The sequence below is a fragment of the Pseudomonas sp. Irchel 3A18 genome (assembly GCF_900187465.1).
Lineage (GTDB): Bacteria > Pseudomonadota > Gammaproteobacteria > Pseudomonadales > Pseudomonadaceae > Aquipseudomonas > Aquipseudomonas cichorii.
This window is the reverse complement of sequence record NZ_FYDI01000001.1, coordinates 113,712-130,639: the sequence shown is the minus strand read 5'-3', so window position 1 is coordinate 130,639 and position 16,928 is coordinate 113,712. Positions and strand designations below refer to the sequence as shown.

17 protein-coding genes are annotated in these 16,928 nt (G+C 58.8%); all 17 read right to left on the bottom strand.

The window, feature by feature from the left end:
* The 17 genes from CKW23_RS00600 to fliQ all read right to left on the bottom strand — a co-directional run bounded on the left by CKW23_RS00600 (window position 1) and on the right by fliQ (window position 16,910).
* Window positions 1–405, bottom strand: a complete 405-nt coding sequence (locus tag CKW23_RS00600) for a DUF2802 domain-containing protein (RefSeq protein WP_025260866.1) — start codon at window positions 403–405, stop codon at window positions 1–3.
* Complete coding sequence (locus CKW23_RS00595; RefSeq protein ID WP_025260867.1) at window positions 406–885, bottom strand: chemotaxis protein CheW; 480 nt, start codon at window positions 883–885, stop codon at window positions 406–408. It abuts the gene before it with no gap.
* Window positions 886–942: 57 nt separating this feature from the next.
* Entirely contained in the window at window positions 943–1,815 is an 873-nt protein-coding gene (locus CKW23_RS00590) for a CheW domain-containing protein (protein ID WP_095066867.1), read from the bottom strand.
* A gap of 102 nt (window positions 1,816–1,917) precedes the next feature.
* Window positions 1,918–2,706, bottom strand: a complete 789-nt coding sequence (locus CKW23_RS00585; protein ID WP_095066866.1) for a ParA family protein — start codon at window positions 2,704–2,706, stop codon at window positions 1,918–1,920.
* Window positions 2,707–2,752: 46 nt separating this feature from the next.
* The gene (gene motD / locus CKW23_RS00580; protein ID WP_095066865.1) at window positions 2,753–3,640 is read right to left on the bottom strand and encodes a flagellar motor protein MotD; all 888 of its coding nucleotides are present in this window, start codon (window positions 3,638–3,640) and stop codon (window positions 2,753–2,755) included.
* A 6-nt stretch (window positions 3,641–3,646) separates the two neighbouring features.
* The gene (locus tag CKW23_RS00575; protein ID WP_025260871.1) at window positions 3,647–4,387 is read right to left on the bottom strand and encodes a flagellar motor protein; all 741 of its coding nucleotides are present in this window, start codon (window positions 4,385–4,387) and stop codon (window positions 3,647–3,649) included.
* Window positions 4,387–5,553, bottom strand: coding sequence for a chemotaxis response regulator protein-glutamate methylesterase (locus CKW23_RS00570; protein WP_025260872.1), 1,167 nt, complete (start codon window positions 5,551–5,553; stop codon window positions 4,387–4,389). Before CKW23_RS00570 ends, CKW23_RS00575 begins: the two co-directional genes overlap by 1 nt.
* Before the next feature lie 51 nt (window positions 5,554–5,604).
* Entirely contained in the window at window positions 5,605–7,878 is a 2,274-nt protein-coding gene (locus tag CKW23_RS00565; protein ID WP_025260873.1) for a chemotaxis protein CheA, read from the bottom strand.
* 33 nt (window positions 7,879–7,911) lie between these two features.
* A complete protein-coding gene (locus CKW23_RS00560; protein ID WP_025260874.1) occupies window positions 7,912–8,697 on the bottom strand; it encodes a protein phosphatase CheZ in 786 nt (261 codons plus the stop codon).
* A 19-nt stretch (window positions 8,698–8,716) separates the two neighbouring features.
* Window positions 8,717–9,091 carry a chemotaxis response regulator CheY gene (locus CKW23_RS00555; RefSeq protein ID WP_176767544.1) on the bottom strand — a complete coding sequence of 125 codons (375 nt, stop codon included), beginning with the start codon at window positions 9,089–9,091 and terminating at the stop codon, window positions 8,717–8,719.
* A gap of 257 nt (window positions 9,092–9,348) precedes the next feature.
* The gene (gene fliA / locus CKW23_RS00550; RefSeq protein WP_025260876.1) at window positions 9,349–10,089 is read right to left on the bottom strand and encodes an RNA polymerase sigma factor FliA; all 741 of its coding nucleotides are present in this window, start codon (window positions 10,087–10,089) and stop codon (window positions 9,349–9,351) included.
* The gene (gene fleN, locus CKW23_RS00545) at window positions 10,086–10,919 is read right to left on the bottom strand and encodes a flagellar synthesis regulator FleN (RefSeq protein ID WP_025260877.1); all 834 of its coding nucleotides are present in this window, start codon (window positions 10,917–10,919) and stop codon (window positions 10,086–10,088) included. The genes fliA and fleN overlap by 4 nt, the downstream gene beginning before the upstream one ends.
* 115 nt (window positions 10,920–11,034) lie before the next feature.
* Window positions 11,035–12,366 (bottom strand): flagellar biosynthesis protein FlhF, encoded by a 1,332-nt coding sequence (gene flhF / locus CKW23_RS00540; protein ID WP_025260878.1) that lies wholly within the window; start codon window positions 12,364–12,366, stop codon window positions 11,035–11,037.
* An 11-nt stretch (window positions 12,367–12,377) separates the two neighbouring features.
* The gene (gene flhA, locus CKW23_RS00535) at window positions 12,378–14,507 is read right to left on the bottom strand and encodes a flagellar biosynthesis protein FlhA (RefSeq protein ID WP_025260879.1); all 2,130 of its coding nucleotides are present in this window, start codon (window positions 14,505–14,507) and stop codon (window positions 12,378–12,380) included.
* 203 nt (window positions 14,508–14,710) lie between these two features.
* Window positions 14,711–15,847 carry a flagellar biosynthesis protein FlhB gene (flhB, locus tag CKW23_RS00530; RefSeq protein WP_025260880.1) on the bottom strand — a complete coding sequence of 379 codons (1,137 nt, stop codon included), beginning with the start codon at window positions 15,845–15,847 and terminating at the stop codon, window positions 14,711–14,713.
* Window position 15,848: 1 nt separating this feature from the next.
* On the bottom strand, window positions 15,849–16,634 hold the full coding sequence (gene fliR / locus CKW23_RS00525) for a flagellar biosynthetic protein FliR (RefSeq protein ID WP_025260881.1): 786 nt from the start codon (window positions 16,632–16,634) through the stop codon (window positions 15,849–15,851).
* 6 nt (window positions 16,635–16,640) lie between these two features.
* Window positions 16,641–16,910 carry a flagellar biosynthesis protein FliQ gene (gene fliQ, locus CKW23_RS00520; RefSeq protein ID WP_025260882.1) on the bottom strand — a complete coding sequence of 90 codons (270 nt, stop codon included), beginning with the start codon at window positions 16,908–16,910 and terminating at the stop codon, window positions 16,641–16,643.
* Window positions 16,911–16,928: the final 18 nt, after the last annotated feature.

Below are 16,928 nucleotides of genomic sequence, written 5' to 3'. Positions count from 1 at the left end.
TTACTGATCCGCAGTATTGCGATGCAGCTTGCTCATCAATTGCGCTTCGGCCTGGGTCAGGCCGCAGGATTGAGTCAGCTCATCGACACTTGCTCCCATGCCGACCAGGCGTGCGGCCTGGGCGAAGGACAGCGTGGAGGGATCGCGCTGTTCAAGGGCCGTGAGCTTGTCAGGCAGCGGTGCAACCATCGCACGCAACTCATGCAGGTCTTCCCCCATGCGCACCGTGCCGTTCTGGAAGGTGTCCACACGCTTGGCCAACTCCCGGATCCGCTGGTCCCGCAAGGCACTGGCCTCATCACGCTCAGCGTCAAGAACCCGCTGACGTTTGGTATGAGCCAGGAACATTCCCAGGGTCACGACCCAGAGAATGCCCAGGAAGACAACTGCCGCCTCAAGAATCAATCAGATGTTCTCCAGCTCGGACCACTCTTCTTCGGACATCATCTTGTCCAGCTCGACCAGAATCAGCAGCTCGCCGTTCTTGTTGCAGACGCCCTGAATGAACTTGGCGGTTTCGTCGTTGCCCACGTTCGGCGCGGTTTCGACTTCGGACTGACGCAGGTAAACCACTTCCGCCACGCTGTCGACCAGAATACCGACGACCTGCTTGTCAGCTTCGATGATCACGATACGGGTGTTGTCGCTGACTTCCACCGGAGCCAGGCCGAAGCGCTGACGGGTGTCGATCACGGTCACGACGTTACCGCGCAGGTTGATGATGCCCAGCACATAGCTTGGCGCACCCGGCACAGGAGCGATTTCGGTGTAACGCAGCACTTCCTGAACCTGCATCACGTTGATGCCGTACGACTCATTGTCCAGGCGGAAAGTCACCCACTGCAGGATAGGATCTTCGGAACCTTGTGCAGACGTCTTATTCATACCGCTAACCCCTCACGTGTGTACTCTGCGGGCAACGCCTCTGGCGCCAACCCATGATTATCTCGATTTGTTCAACTGCTTGACCGCGCCACTGGCTATCAACTCGGCCAACTCTGCAACATCCACCAACGCGCACATATGCTCGATCACTGTTCCCGCCAGCCATGGACGCTGGCCACGATGGCCTCGCCATTTGATCTCGGCAGGATCGAGGCGCAATGAACGGCTGACCTGATGCACTGCCAGCCCCCACTCGTAGCCTTGAACCGAGATCACGTACTGCAATCCCTGGCGAAAATCGTCGCGGTAGCGATCAGGCATGATCCAGCGCGCTGTATCCAATACTTTCAGGTTGCCTGCCTGGCTGGGCAGGATCCCGAGAAACCAGTCCGGCTGCCCGAACAGGGGTGTCAATTCCTGGCCTGCCAGAGGGTAGATCGACCCCAGGCATATCAGCGGTACGGCCAGCGTCAGACCCGCGACATCAAACAACAGACACTCGAAAGGCTCGTCGGCCCAGGCCGGACGCCCTTCCCGGTTCGGCGGTGGAGTCGGCGTGCGTTGTTCACCCATGGTGCTCAACTGGACGACAGGCTCGACCACTTCCACTTTCGGCACTGCAACGTCGGCAACGACCACCGGCGCCGGCACCTCTACAGGGACCTCGACAGGCGTCACCACCGGCACAACAACCGGCGCTGCTACTGCAACGGGTACCGCCACCGGAGCGGGTGCCGCAACGGCCACTGCAACGGGTTTGACCTGCTGCCTGCGCGCATCGAGGGCCTGCTCTTCGAGCACCGCAGCCTGGAACTCATCAATGGTATCCGACGGTTCTTCCAGTTCTTCGGTGGCCTCCTGAAGCAAGGAGTCGAGATACGACTGCAATGCCAGCTTTGGCCGTGTAGCAACTTCTAAAGGGCGGTTCATACCGGGGCCCAACAAAAAATGGTGCGAGTGCCACCTGATAAGCTTATCGGCCGCATGGAGGCCTGACTTGAGCGGGCTGCACAGAAAGAGTAAGGACGCACGTCAAGCCACCTGAGCCGTAAGCTGCTCAGAGAGCATGTGTTTAAGCAGTGCCCGGTAAGCCATGACCCCGCGGCTCTTGCCGTCGTTCTGGGACGGCGTGATGCCGGCACGGCTGGCATCGCGCAGACGAGTATCAACAGGCACGTAGGCTTTCCAGACATGATCGGGAAAACTGTCGCGCAACAGCTTGAGCGTGCCCATGGAAGCCTGGGTCCGACGGTCGAACAGGGTCGGCACGATGGTGTATGGCAACGGTGTCTTGCGAGAACGATTGATCATCGCCAGGGTATTGACCATGCGCTCCAGGCCTTTGACGGCCAGGAACTCGGTCTGTACCGGAATCGCCAGCTGCTGACTCGCAGCCAGGGCGTTGACCATCAGGACGCCCAGCAAGGGCGGACTGTCGATCAGGGCATAGTCAAAATCCTGCCACAACTGCGCAAGGCTCTTGGCGATGACCAGGCCCAGACCGCTCTGCCCCGGAGACTGGCGCTCAAGGGTAGCCAGGGCCGTGCTCGAAGGCAGCAGGGAAATACGTTCATCGCTGGTCGGCAGCAACAGCTGGCCGGGCAACCCGTCAGGGACCGCGCCTTTGTGCAGGAACAGATCGAAGACACTGTGTTCAAGCTCGTCGGGGTTATGCCCGAAGTAGCTGGTCATGGAGCCGTGGGGGTCAAGATCGACCACGACCACGCGCTTGCCCGCGTCAGCCAGTAATCCGGCCAGGGCAATGGTCGTAGTGGTCTTGCCGACTCCACCTTTCTGATTGGCTACTGCCCAGACTCTCATTGATGTTTTTCCTTCCGCACAACGACGACCATATCGATAACGACTGCTAGAGGGCGGGTGACGGAGAATTGACGGAGTTCGCTCGTACCGGCGGCTTTGCTGGCACAGGTGCAGTTTGTGTGCCAGCACGCCTCAAAGCTGCATCAGGTTGTGCATTGGCCGTGCCGGTGCTGGTCAAACTACGCCGAACATCGAGGTTACGCGAGATGACCAGCACCACGCGACGGTTCTTTGCACGCCCCGCCGTCGTGGTATTGGTTGCAATCGGCTGGAACTCGCCATAGCCCACCGAAGCCAGTCTGGCAGGGTTGACACCGTCCATGGCCAGCATACGCACGATGCTCGCGGACCGGGCCGACGACAGTTCCCAGTTGGTGGGGTATTGAGCGGTACTGATCGGCTGGTCGTCGGTGAAACCTTCCACATGGATCGGGTTGTCGAAGCGTTTGACGATCCCGGCCACCTTTTCGATGATGGTGAACGCCTTGTCGCTGGGCATCGCATCGCCACTGCCGAACAACAGGCTGGAGTTGAGTTCGATCTCGATCCACAGTTCGTTGCCGCGCACGGTCATCTGGTCGGACTTGATCAGGTCACCAAAGGCATCGCGCACATTGTCGGCGATGGTCTGCAGCGGATCGTCAGACTTCTGGCCGATACCGGCATCGGTCTGCTCGCTTTCCTTGATCAACGGCTGGGCAGGCGTGACGCTCACCGGGCGCTGCTCGCCGATGGGAATGGGCTTCATGGTGCGCTCGGCGTCATTGAATACGCCGACCAGCGCCTGGGACAGAATCTTGTACTTGCCTTCGTTGATAGACGAAATCGAGTACATCACCACGAAAAAGGCAAACAGCAGCGTAATGAAGTCGGCATAGGAAACCAGCCAACGTTCATGATTCTCGTGCTCTTCGGGTGGACGACGGCGAGCCATGCGGCATTACTCCATGAAGCCTTGCAGCTTGAGTTCGATGGAGCGCGGGTTTTCACCCTCGGCAATGGAAAGCAGACCTTCGAGCAGCATTTCCCGATAACGGGCCTGACGATGAGCAATGGCCTTGAGCTTGTTGGCCACCGGCAAGAGAATCAGGTTGGCCATGGCAACACCGTAAATGGTCGCCACGAAAGCCACCGCGATCCCGCTGCCCAGCTGGCTTGGATCGGCCAGGTTGCCCATCACATGGATCAGGCCCATGACCGCACCGATGATACCCACGGTCGGCGCATAGCCGCCCATGCTTTCAAATACCTTGGCCGCCTGGATGTCGCGGGTTTCCTGAGTGATGAGATCCACTTCCAGAATACTGCGAATCGCCTCGGGCTCGGCACCGTCCACCAGCAACTGCAGACCCTTGCGGGAATAATTGTCGGGTTCGGTATCGGCAACCGTTTCCAGTCCCAGCAGACCTTCCTTGCGAGCGGTCAGGCTCCAGCCAATCACCCGATCGACACCGCCCGCCAGATCGATACGTGGCGGGAACAGAATCCAGCCAACGATTTGCATCGCACGCTTGAAAGCGCCCATCGACGACTGCAACAGCGAAGCGCCCAGCGTACCGCCCACCACGATCAAGGCGGCCGGGCCGTTGAGCAGAGCACTCAGGTGCCCGCCTTCCAGGAAGTTGCCACCAATAATGGCAACGAACGCCAGGATAAGACCGATAAGGCTCAGTACATCCATCAGATACAGGCCTCGACCAGATGCCGACCGATATCGTCAAGGCTGTAGATCGCATCCGCCAGATCGGCTTTGACAATGGCCATCGGCATGCCGTAGATCACACAGCTCGCCTCGTCCTGCGCCCAGACGCTGCTGCCACCCTGCTTGAGCAGGCGCGCACCTTCACGGCCGTCGGCGCCCATGCCGGTCAACACCACAGCCAGCACCTTGTCGCCATAGGACTTGGAAGCCGAACCGAAGGTGATGTCCACACAGGGTTTGTAATTGAGGCGCTCGTCACCCGGCAGGATTTTCACCGCGCCACGACCATCCACCATCATCTGCTTGCCGCCCGGTGCCAGCAACGCCAGACCCGGACGCAGGATGTCGCCATCCTCCGCTTCCTTGACGCTGATCTTGCACAGCTTGTCCAGACGCTCGGCAAATGCCTTGGTGAACGCTGCGGGCATGTGCTGGATCAGGACCAGAGGTGCCGGAAAATTGGCAGGCAACTGGGTCAGGACCCGCTGCAATGCCACCGGACCACCCGTAGACGTGCCGATGGCCACCAGCTTGTAGGCCTTGCGCTTGGGCGCGCCCGAGTGAGCATGGGGAGCCGGTGCGTGATGAGCCGGCGCATGGGCTGCTGGCGCGGGCGCCGTGCGCGGCGGCACGGTGCGGGCTGGCGGCACGGTCGTACGGGCTGGTGCAGAGGCCGGAGCCGGTGCTGGCGCAGCCGATGCCGATGCCGATGCAGTGGCCGGCGAACTCACGCCACTGAAACGACGATTGCTGCGCGCGATGCTGTTGATCTTCTCGCACAGCAGTTGCTTGACCTTCGTCGGGTTACGCGAAATGTCTTCAAAATTCTTGGGCAGGAAGTCCACTGCACCGGCGTCCAGGGCATCCAGCGTAACGCGGGCACCTTCATGGGTCAGTGAAGAGAACATCAGGACCGGAGTCGGGATGCGCTGCATGATGTGTCGAACCGACGTAATGCCATCCATCATCGGCATTTCGTAGTCCATGGTGATCACATCGGGCTTGAGCGCCAGAGCCTGTTCGATGGCTTCCTTGCCATTTGTCGCCGTACCGACGACCTGGATGTTGGGGTCCGAAGAAAGAATTTCCGATACGCGGCGGCGGAAGAAACCGGAATCATCCACCACCAGGACCTTGACTGCCATAAACACTCCAATAGGCGCAGCAGGCAGCTTGCGCTGCCCGCGACCCCAGAATCAAATACGCCGTGCGGCGTAACGCTTGAGCATGCTCGGTACATCCAGAATCAAGGCGATGCGACCGTCACCGGTAATGGTGGCGCCCGACATACCCGGCGTGCCTTGCAACATCTTGCCCAGCGGTTTGATAACCACTTCTTCCTGACCGACCAGCTGATCGACCACGAAGCCGATACGCTGGGTACCCACCGAAAGGATCACCACATGGCCTTCATGCTGTTCTTCATGGGCGGCAGAACTGATCAGCCAGCGCTTGAGATAGAACAGTGGCAGGGCCTTGTCACGAACGATCACGACTTCCTGGCCATCGACGACGTTGGTGGTCGACAGGTCCAGATGGAAGATTTCGTTCACGTTGACCAACGGGAAGGCAAAAGCCTGGTTGCCCAACATGACCATCAGGGTCGGCATGATTGCCAGAGTCAGAGGCACCTTGATGACAATCTTGGAGCCCTGGCCCTTGGTGGAGTAGATGTTGATCGTACCGTTGAGCTGGGCAATCTTGGTTTTCACCACGTCCATGCCCACGCCGCGTCCGGAGATGTCGGAAATCTCGGATTTGGTCGAGAAGCCCGGTGCGAAGATCAGGTTGTAGCAATCGGTATCGCTCAGGCGGTCGGCAGCATCCTTGTCCATCACGCCACGCTTCACAGCGATAGCACGCAGAACGTTGGGATCCATGCCTTTGCCGTCATCGGAAATCGACAGCAGGATATGGTCACCCTCCTGCTCGGCGGAAAGAACCACTCGCCCGCCACGTGACTTGCCAGAAGCTTCACGTTCTTCAGGCATTTCGATACCGTGGTCTACCGCGTTGCGCACCAAGTGGACCAACGGGTCGGCAAGCGCCTCTACGAGGTTCTTGTCCAGGTCGGTTTCTTCACCGACCAGCTCCAGGTTGATTTCCTTCTTGAGCTGACGCGCCAGGTCGCGAACCAGTCGCGGGAAGCGGCCGAAGACTTTCTTGATCGGCTGCATCCGGGTCTTCATCACCGCGGTCTGCAGGTCGGCGGTGACCACATCCAGGTTCGATACGGCCTTGGACATGGCTTCATCGCCACTGTTGAGACCCAGGCGAACCAGACGGTTACGCACCAGCACCAGTTCGCCGACCATGTTCATGATCTCGTCCAGACGCGCAGTATCGACCCGTACGGTAGTTTCCGCTTCAGAGGCCACAGGCTTTTCACCCGCGCCGCCAGCAGCAGGTGCGCGAGCCGGGGCCGGGGCCGCAGCAGGCGCTGCCGGTTTGGCCGCAGGTGCCGCAGCGGCAGCCGGTTTGGCTACTGCTGCAGGTGGCGGTGGAGGCGCAGCTGCTGCCACATTGGCGGCAACGGCTTGAGGCTCGAACTTGCCTTTGCCATGCAGCTCATCCAGCAGGCTCTCGAACTCGTGATCGGTGATTTCATCACTGGCCGCCTTGGCAGCAGGCGCGGCAGCCTTGGCAGGTGCCGGGGCAGCCGCTGCTGCAACCGGAGCTGCAACGACACTGGCATCGAACGAGCCCTTGCCATGCAACTGATCGAGCAAGGCTTCAAATTCGTCGTCAGTGATTTCATCGCTGGCAGGTGCAGCGCCACTGCTCGGAGCAGCCGCTACGGGAGCAGGCGCAGGAGCCGCGACGGCATCAGGCGCAAACTGGCCCTTGCCATGCAACTGGTCGAGCAGCGATTCGAATTCCTGATCGGTGATTTCATCGCTGGCCGCCGCAGGAGCCTGTGCCGCCGCAGCAGGCGCTGCATCGGCCTTGGCCGCGCTCATGGTATCGAGCAGATGCTCGAACTCGGCGTCAGTGATGTCGTCGCTTGCAGCGGGCTCTACAGGAGCCGCCTCGACAACAGGAGGTGGTGGCGGTGCAGCGGCCTCAGCCTGCTGAGCCGACTCGGGCTCGGCAAGACGCGACAGCGCAGCCAGCAGTTCTGGAGTCGCAGGCGTAAGGTCGGTCCGCTCGCGCACCTGACCGAACATGCTGTTGACTGTATCCAGAGCTTCAAGGACCACGTCCATCAATTCGGCGTCAACGCGGCGCTCCCCCTTGCGAAGGATGTCGAACACGTTTTCGGCGATGTGGCAGCACTCCACCAGCTCATGGAGCTGGAGGAAGCCGGCGCCCCCTTTTACAGTGTGAAAACCGCGAAAAATTGCATTGAGCAGATCCGCATCATCTGGTCGGCTTTCCAGCTCGACCAACTGTTCAGACAACTGCTCCAGAATTTCGCCGGCCTCTACCAGAAAATCCTGAAGGATCTCTTCATCGGCGCCGAAGCTCATTGGGGTGCTCCCTAAAATTAACCGTCAACAGACCTAGAAGCCAAGGCTCGATAGCAGATCGTCTACATCATCCTGTCCGGATACGACGTCTTCACGTTTATCGGCATGAATCTGCGGACCTTCACCCTGCGTGATATGTTTTTTAGGATCTTTTTCAGCAAGGATCGCTTTTTCGTCATGTTCGATACCCGCAAAGCGGTCGACATGACTGGCCATGAGGACCAGTTTGAGCAGATTGCTTTCGACTTCAGTGACCAGCTGCGTAACGCGCTTGATCACCTGACCGGTCAGATCCTGATAATCCTGGGCCAGCAGAATGTCATTGAGATGGCTGGCAACGGTATGCGCTTCTGTCTCTGTACGTGACAGAAAACCGTCAACACGCTTGGCCAGGTCGCGAAACTCTTCAGCGCCGATCTCGCGACGCATGAAACGACCCCAGTCAGCGCTCAGCGACTTGGCATCATCACTCAAGCCGTTCATCAGCGGCGTGCTCTGCTCGACCAGATCCATCGTGCGGTTGGCCGCATTCTCGGTCAGTCTCACAACATACGACAGACGATCGGCGGCATCAGTGATCTGGGACACTTCTTCGGCTTGCGGCATGTTCGGGTCAATATGAAAATTGACGATCGCACTATGCAGTTCGCGAGTCAGCTTGCCGACTTCCTGATACAGGCCACGGTCACGAGCCTGGTTGAGCTCATGGATCAATTGCACGGCATCACCGAAGCGGCCTTTTTCAAGGCTGGCAACCAGCTCCTGCGCGTGTTTCTTCAGGGTTGACTCGAAGTCACCCAGTGAATCGTTGTTGTCCATAGCGCCCTCGCGGCATGCATCAGCTGTTGACGCGTTCAAAGATCTTTTCGATCTTCTCTTGCAGCACTTGGGCTGTGAACGGCTTGACGACGTAACCGTTCACACCGGCCTGGGCAGCTTCGATAATCTGCTCACGCTTGGCTTCAGCAGTCACCATCAGCACGGGCAGGCTTTTGAGACGATCATCCAGGCGAACCTGACGCAACAGATCGATACCGGTCATGCCAGGCATGTTCCAGTCAGTCACCAGAAAGTCAAAGGAACCACTTTGAAGCATCGGCAAGGCAGTGATGCCGTCGTCCGCTTCGGATGTGTTGGTGAACCCCAGGTCACGCAACAGGTTTTTTATGATCCGCCGCATCGTTGAAAAGTCATCAACGATGAGGATTTTCATGTTCTTGTCCAATTCGACCTCCAAGCAGTCTTTAACGCATTCAGCACCTGAACACGCTGTTCACTCAATACTGGCACAGCACACCCCCGGCTGTACGAAACGACGACGGGCTTGGCAAAACAACAGAGCACCAACCTGAACCTGCAGGCCATAGGCTCTGTCTGAACAGGCTCCTGCCCTGTCTATCCTGATACCACGTAACGCTCTGCACAGCCGGCTTGCGACAACCTGTGACCTGGATAAGTCACAAATTGCCATCAACGCGCTCGCCACTCCCCCAAACGCCCCCGCAAACGAGCTGCGCACTGGCTGTGTAACTGACTGACCCGCGACTCGCTGACCCCAAGCACTTCACCGATTTCCTTGAGGTTCAGTTCTTCGTCGTAGTACAGCGCCAATACCAGCCGCTCACGCTCCGGCAAATTGGCAATTGCATCTGCCAGCGCTGCCTGGAAACGCTCATCTTCCAGGTCTCGCGACGGTTCGAGCGAGCCGCTTGCACCATCCTCATGCAGCCCTTCATGATCGCCGTCCTGCAAGAGGTCGTCGAAGCTGAAGAGGCGGCTGCCTAAGGTATCATTCAAAATCCCATAATAATCATCGAGACTTAACTGGAGTTCGGCAGCAACCTCGTGATCTTTAGCGTCACGACCGGTTTTTGCTTCAATTGCGCGAATTGCGTCACTGACCATGCGCGTATTACGGTGTACCGAGCGTGGAGCCCAGTCACCCTTGCGCACTTCATCGAGCATGGCGCCACGAATACGGATACCGGCATAGGTTTCAAAACTCGCACCCTTGGTGGAGTCATATTTGGTAGACACTTCCAGCAGACCGATCATGCCGGCCTGGATCAGGTCTTCCACCTGAACACTGGCAGGCAGACGCGCCAGCAAGTGGTAGGCAATACGCTTGACCAGCGGCGCGTAACGCTCGATGAGTTCGTATTGCGAATTTCTGGAAGCCTTGCTGTACATTTGAAAGCCGCTCGCTGTCATTGAACAGGCCCCGCACTGGTCTGGTGGACAAGTCGTTCGACGAAGAACTCCAGATGACCACGCGGGTTGGCCGGCAACGGCCAGGTGTCAACCTTCTGGGCAATGGCCTTGAAAGCCAGCGCACATTTGGAGCGTGGAAACGCCTCGTAGACAGCGCGCTGCTTCTGTACCGCCTTGCGAACACATTCGTCGTAAGGCACGGCACCGACGTACTGCAGGGCCACATCCAGGAAACGGTCAGTCACTTTCGTCAGTTTGGCGAACAGGTTGCGCCCTTCCTGAGGGCTCTGGGCCATGTTGGCCAGAACGCGAAAACGGTTCATGCCGTAGTCGCGGTTGAGCAATTTGATAAGTGCGTAGGCGTCAGTGATCGAGGTGGGTTCGTCGCAGACCACCAGCAGCACTTCCTGCGCAGCGCGCACGAAGCTGACTACCGATTCGCCGATACCGGCAGCCGTGTCGATCACCAGCACGTCGAGGTTGTCGCCAATCTCGCTGAAGGCCTGGATCAGACCGGCATGCTGGGCTGGCGACAGGTGAACCATGCTCTGGGTGCCGGAAGCCGCAGGCACGATGCGAACACCGCCCGGGCCCTGCAACAGGACATCGCGCAAGTCACAACGACCCTCGATGACATCCGCCAGCGTGCGTTTGGGTGTCAGCCCCAGCAGAACATCGACGTTGGCCAGGCCAAGGTCGGCATCCAGCAGCATGACGCGCCGACCGAGCTCGGCCAGAGCCAGTGAGAGATTCACTGACACGTTAGTCTTACCGACGCCACCTTTGCCACCGGTCACTGCGATAACCTGTACGGGATGCATGCTGCCCATGTTATTTCTTTACCTTGTCTTGCGTAGACCGAAACCACATTACGGGCTGCATGTTCGCGAACGAACAATGCCTGGCAGACCATTGATGCAGGGACATTCCAGTAATACCCATCACTTAACCCACTCTCTTGCCAGGGGTGTGATAGAGGTCGGCAAACATATCAGCCATCGCTTCCTCGCTCGGCTCATCCTGCATTTGCACACTCACTGCACGACTCACCAACTGGTGACGGCGCGGCAGATGCAGGTCATCAGGAATACGCGGCCCATCCGTCAAGTAAGCAACGGGTAACTCATGGCCGATTGCAAGGCTCAACACTTCGCCGAGGCTTGCGGTTTCATCAAGTTTGGTCAGGATGCAACCTGCCAGACCGCAACGTTTGTAACTGTGATAGGCCGCCGTCAGTACCTGCTTCTGGCTGGTCGTCGCCAGCACCAGGTAGTTGCGTGCACGGATGCCGCGACCTGCCAGACTTTCGAGCTGCATGCGCAGGGCCGGATCACTGGCCTGCAGGCCAGCGGTATCGATCAGCACCACACGCTTGCGTAGCAGCGGGTCCAGGGCCTGAGCCAGGGACTGGCCAGGATCGACATGGGTCACCGGCACATTGAGGATACGGCCCAGAGTCTTGAGCTGCTCCTGAGCGCCGATACGGAAACTGTCCATGCTGACCAGTGCAATGTTCTGCGGGCCGTACTTGAGCACATAACGGGCTGCCAGCTTGGCGAGGGTCGTGGTCTTGCCCATGCCGGCAGGGCCGACCATGGCGATCACGCCACCCTCTTCGAGAGGCTCGACATCAGGCACGGCAATCATGCGCGCCAGGTGCGCCAGCAGCATGCGCCAGGCCTGACGAGGCTCGTCGATTTCAGGGATCATCGCCAGCAGGTCGCGTGACAGCGGGCCGGACAAGCCGACGCGCTGCAGACGACGCCACAGGCTGGCCTGCTGCGGACGGCTGCCTTGCAGCTGGTTCCAGGCCAGGGAACCAAGCTGGACTTCCAGCAGCTCGCGCAGGCCATTCAACTCATGACGCATGGAGTCGTAGGCGCGCTGCCCGACTGCTGGCTCTGCGGCGGCAGGTATGTGTGCATGAGCAAACGGGCGTGGCGGCTCTTCGAGGGTCGGCTCGATATGTTTATCGAGGCCACTGAGCGGCATGCCGGAAAACAACTGGCGATTGATCGAAGGATCGCTGTCACCGCGATTGTCCAGTTCGGCCTGAGCGGAAACGATGCGCGACTGAGTCTTGCGCAGCTCGTCCTCAAGCTCCATGTTCGGCACGCGAGGCGCCAGTGCGGACAGCTTGTAATCCAGAGCGGCAGTCAGCTCGACGCCACCGGCGATGCGGCGGTTGCCAATGATGGCCGCTTCGGCGCCCAGCTCATCACGAACCAGTTTCATGGCTTGACGCATATCGGCGGCGAAAAAACGCTTAACTTGCATGACTCACTACCTCAGCCGTTAGGCCCGACAGTCGCTACGATGGTGACTTGCTTATTGTCAGGAATTTCCTGATACGCCAGAACATGCATGTTCGGTACAGCCAATCGTCCAAATCGTGACAGCATGGCCCGGATGGGGCCCGCTACCAACAGAATTATCGGCGCCCCTTGCATCTCCTGACGCTGGGCAGCCTCAATCAAAGAACGCTGGAGCTTCTCAGCCATGCTCGGCTCAAGAAGAACGCCTTCTTCCTGACCCTGACCAGCCTTCTGCAAACTATTGAGCAATATTTGTTCCAACCTTGGTTCCAGCGTGATGACAGGCAGCTCCGGCTCAATCCCCACAATGCTTTGCACGATTGCACGGCTCAGACCGACCCGTACGGCAGCCACCAAAGCGGCGGTATCTTGACTCTTGCCAGCGTTGTTAGCGATGGCTTCGGCAATGCTGCGGATATCGCGAACAGGCACGTGTTCAGCCAGCAGGGCTTGCAGCACATTGAGCAACGCCGACAGCGAAAGAACGCCTGGCACCAGCTCTTCAGCGAGTTTGGGTGAGCTTTTGGCCAGCAATTGCATCAATTGCTGCACTTCCTCATGCCCGATGAGCTCATGGGAGTGCTTGTAGAGGATCTGGTTCAAGTGAGTTGCCACTACAGTACTGGCATCCACCACCGTGTAACCCAATGACTGAGCCTGGCTGCGCTGGCTGATTTCGATCCACACCGCCTCAAGACCGAATGCCGGATCTCTGGCAGTAATGCCGTTGAGCGTGCCAAACACCTGCCCAGGGTTGATCGCCAGTTCGCGATCCGGGTAGATTTCGGCTTCGGCCAGAATCACGCCCATGAGCGTCAAGCGATAGGCGCTGGGCGCCAGATCCAGGTTGTCGCGGATATGTACGGTCGGCATCAGGAAGCCCAGCTCCTGGGACAGCTTCTTGCGCACACCCTTGATACGCGCCAGCAATTGCCCCCCCTGATTGCGATCCACCAGCGGAATCAGGCGATAGCCCACTTCCAGACCGATGATGTCGATCGGCGTCACGTCATCCCAGCCCAGCTCTTTGGAGTCCTGAACGCGGGTCGGCGATGGCAGCAGTTCCTGTTGACGCTGAACTTCGGCCAGTGCCTCGACCTTTGCCATGTTCTGCTTCTTCCACAGCCAGTAGGCTGCACCGCCCGCCACCAGCCCCAGGCTGATGAAGGAGAAGTGCGGCATGCCCGGGACCAGACCCATAACGATCATGATCGCAGCCGATACGGCCAGGGCCTTGTGCGAGGTGAACATCTGGCGGTTGATCATCTTGCCCATTTCTTCCGAACCGGAAGCACGGGTCACCATGATCGCTGCCGCAGTGGACAACAGCAGTGATGGCAATTGCGCCACCAAACCGTCACCGATGGTCAGGAGCGTGTACACACGACCCGCATCAGCGAAGGTCATGTTGTGCTGCAGAATACCGACCAGCATGCCGCCGATCAGGTTGATGAACAGAATCAGCAGGCCCGCAATCGCATCACCGCGCACAAATTTACTGGCACCGTCCATGGAACCGTAGAACTCGGCTTCCTGAGCCACTTCGGCACGACGGCGTTTTGCTTCTGGCTGATCGATCAGGCCGGCGTTGAGGTCGGCGTCGATCGCCATCTGCTTGCCCGGCATCGCATCGAGGGTGAATCGTGCGCTTACTTCGGAGATACGCCCGGCACCCTTGGTGATTACCACGAAGTTGATGATCATCAGGATCGCGAACACCACGATACCAACCACGTAGTTACCGCCGATTACCACTTCACCAAAGGCCTGGATCACCTTGCCCGCAGCCGCGTGACCATCCTGACCGTGAAGCATGACCACACGGGTGGACGCCACGTTCAGCGCCAGGCGCAACAGCGTGGCCACCAGCAGGATGGTGGGGAAAACCGAGAAGTCCAGCGGCCGCAAGGCATAGACGCAGACCAGCAGCACGACGATGGACAGTGCGATGTTGAAGGTGAAGAACACGTCCAGCAGGAAAGGCGGGATAGGCAACATCATCATTGCCATCATGATCAACAACAACAGCGGGACACCCAGCTGGCCACGACCAAAACCGGCAAGATTGCTACGTGCGCTACTGATAATCTGAGAGCGATCCACTGTTCTTTACCTGCGCACTAAATCAAAACTTTGACGCCCAAGGCGACCTGAATCGACTTATTGCAAAAAGCTGTCCAACTTTAGCAGCGAGTAGCCAGCACAAAGCCACAAGCTGATAGCAACTTGTGGCTTTGCTTGGTGGATACGGGGGTTTTCACGAATGAATTCGCCCCTATACAGCTCGTAAGCGAATTCATTAGCGATCAGGAATCGCGTTGCAAGTCTGGCGGGATGGGCAGCACACCCAATGGATCCGGGCGTTTGCCTCGGCCAGAGTGGTACTGGCGGATCTGATAGACGTAGGCCAGCACCTGGGCCACAGCCAGGTAAAGCCCGGCCGGGATCTCCTGCTCAAGCTCGGTGCTGTAGTAGATGGAACGGGCCAGGGCGGCCGATTCCAGGATCAGGATCTGGTTGTGGGCGCCAATCTCGCGAATCTTTAGGGCGACAAGATCAGCCCCCTTGGCCAGCAGCATCGGCGCCCCGCCCTTCTCGGGATCGTACTTGAGCGCCACGGCAAAGTGCGTCGGGTTGGTGATGATGACATCGGCCTCCGGAATGGCCGCCATCATCCGGCGATGGGACATCTCGCGCTGCAACTGACGAATCCGCTGCTTGACCTCGGGGCTGCCTTCGCTGTTCTTGTGCTCGTCACGCACTTCCTGCTTGGTCATCAGCAGCTTCTTGTGGGCTTCATACATCTGGAAAGGCACATCGAGCGCGGCAATGAAGAACAACCCGCACGCCATCCAGAAGCTGCTCCAGCCGACCACCTGCAAGCTGTGGATCATGGCCTGCTCCAGCGGCTCATGAGCAATGGAAACCAGGTCGTTGCGCTCCTTGCTCAAGACCACCAGCGCCACCGCCAGAATGATCAGGAACTTGGCGAGCGACTTGAGCAGTTCCACCAGCGCATGGGGAGAAAACATGCGTTTGAGCCCCGAGGCCGGGTTCATGCGGTTGAATTTGGGGGCCAGGGATTTGGTCGCGAACAGCCACCCACCCAGCATGATCGGCCCCACCAGCGCAGCCACCAGCATGGCAATCAGAAACGGCAACACCACAATCAGCGCATGCTCGCCAGAACTGAGCAGCAGCTTGCCCATGTAGGTGGTGTCCATCAGGGTTTCACGACTGATCGTGAAGTTATTGCGCATCAAATCAATCATCATGCGCGCAATCCCCCCGCCGAACATCAGCAGGCCGCCCGCCCCCATCAGCATCACAACGAGGGTCGTCAGTTCCTTGGAGCGGGCAATCTGCCCTTCGGCCCGGGAGTCCCGGACCTTTTTCTCCGTGGGTTCCTCTGTCTTGTCCTGGCCATTCTCGTTCTCAGCCATGTCAGCGGGCCCTCACCAGATCACGCAGGGACTGCAAGGCCTGAACGGCCATGGGTTGGTACTGATTGAGAATGTCGGCCATGCTCATCCACAGGATGACCATGCCAAGCACCAGGGTCAGGGGAAAACCGATGGAGAAGATATTGAGCTGCGGCGCCGCACGCGTCATGACGCCAAAAGCGATGTTGATGATCAGCAGCGCGGTAATGGCCGGCAGCACCAGCCTCATCCCTGAACTCATCACCCAACCAAGCCCCGTAGCCAGCTCCCAGAAATTACTGACTTGCAGGCCACTGCCTACCGGCATGGTGGTGAAGCTCTCGACCAGAATTTCCAGCACCACCAGATGGCCATTCATTGCCAGAAACAGCAGCGTGACCAGCATGGTGAAAAACTGACCGATAACCGCCGACGACACGCCGTTGGTGGGGTCGACCATCGAGGCAAAGCCCATACCCATCTGGGTGGCAATGATCTGACCCGCCACCACGAAGATATGGAAGAACAACTGCAGCGAAAGCCCCATGCCCGCACCGATGAGGATTTGCTCACCGATCAACAGCAGCGCACTGAGATCAAGGGCTTCGACAGGCGGCATGGCGGGCAGCACAGGAGCAACCACCACTGTGACCGCCACGGCAAAATACAGGCGCACGCGACGCGGCACCAGCGTCGTACCAATGATCGGCATGGTCATCAGGACAGCGACGATCCGGAACAATGGCAACATGAAGCTGGCGACCCAGGTACTGATCTGGGTATCGGTCAGCGCAAGCAAAGGCTGCATGAGCCGTTAGCCGATCAAGGTCGGAATACTGCCGTACAGCGACAGGATGTATTCCATGAATATTTTCAGCAGCCAGGGACCCACGACAATCAGGGTCAGGAGCATCACGATCAGACGCGGAAGAAAACTCAGGGTCTGTTCGTTGATCTGGGTAGCCGCCTGAAACATGGCGACCAGCAGGCCGCAGATCAGGCTCGGCACCACGAGAATCGCCACCAGCACGGTGGTCAGCCACAACGCTTCACGAAACAGGTCGACCGCTACTTCCGGCGTCATCGGGCAGACTCCTCGTCA

Bases quoted from the DNA above. Each gene is read 5' to 3' on its own strand.
- CKW23_RS00595 (WP_025260867.1), bottom strand. From the start codon at position 885: ATGAATAAGACGTCTGCACAAGGTTCCGAAGATCCTATCCTGCAGTGG.
- CKW23_RS00590 (WP_095066867.1), bottom strand. From the start codon at position 1,815: ATGAACCGCCCTTTAGAAGTTGCTACACGGCCAAAGCTGGCATTGCAG.
- CKW23_RS00585 (WP_095066866.1), bottom strand. From the start codon at position 2,706: ATGAGAGTCTGGGCAGTAGCCAATCAGAAAGGTGGAGTCGGCAAGACC.
- motD (WP_095066865.1), bottom strand. From the start codon at position 3,640: ATGGCTCGCCGTCGTCCACCCGAAGAGCACGAGAATCATGAACGTTGG.
- CKW23_RS00575 (WP_025260871.1), bottom strand. From the start codon at position 4,387: ATGGATGTACTGAGCCTTATCGGTCTTATCCTGGCGTTCGTTGCCATT.
- CKW23_RS00570 (WP_025260872.1), bottom strand. From the start codon at position 5,553: ATGGCAGTCAAGGTCCTGGTGGTGGATGATTCCGGTTTCTTCCGCCGC.
- CKW23_RS00565 (WP_025260873.1), bottom strand. From the start codon at position 7,878: ATGAGCTTCGGCGCCGATGAAGAGATCCTTCAGGATTTTCTGGTAGAG.
- CKW23_RS00560 (WP_025260874.1), bottom strand. From the start codon at position 8,697: ATGGACAACAACGATTCACTGGGTGACTTCGAGTCAACCCTGAAGAAA.
- CKW23_RS00555 (WP_176767544.1), bottom strand. From the start codon at position 9,091: ATGAAAATCCTCATCGTTGATGACTTTTCAACGATGCGGCGGATCATA.
- fliA (WP_025260876.1), bottom strand. From the start codon at position 10,089: ATGACAGCGAGCGGCTTTCAAATGTACAGCAAGGCTTCCAGAAATTCG.
- fleN (WP_025260877.1), bottom strand. From the start codon at position 10,919: ATGGGCAGCATGCATCCCGTACAGGTTATCGCAGTGACCGGTGGCAAA.
- flhF (WP_025260878.1), bottom strand. From the start codon at position 12,366: ATGCAAGTTAAGCGTTTTTTCGCCGCCGATATGCGTCAAGCCATGAAA.
- flhB (WP_025260880.1), bottom strand. From the start codon at position 15,847: ATGGCTGAGAACGAGAATGGCCAGGACAAGACAGAGGAACCCACGGAG.
- fliR (WP_025260881.1), bottom strand. From the start codon at position 16,634: ATGCAGCCTTTGCTTGCGCTGACCGATACCCAGATCAGTACCTGGGTC.
- fliQ (WP_025260882.1), bottom strand. From the start codon at position 16,910: ATGACGCCGGAAGTAGCGGTCGACCTGTTTCGTGAAGCGTTGTGGCTG.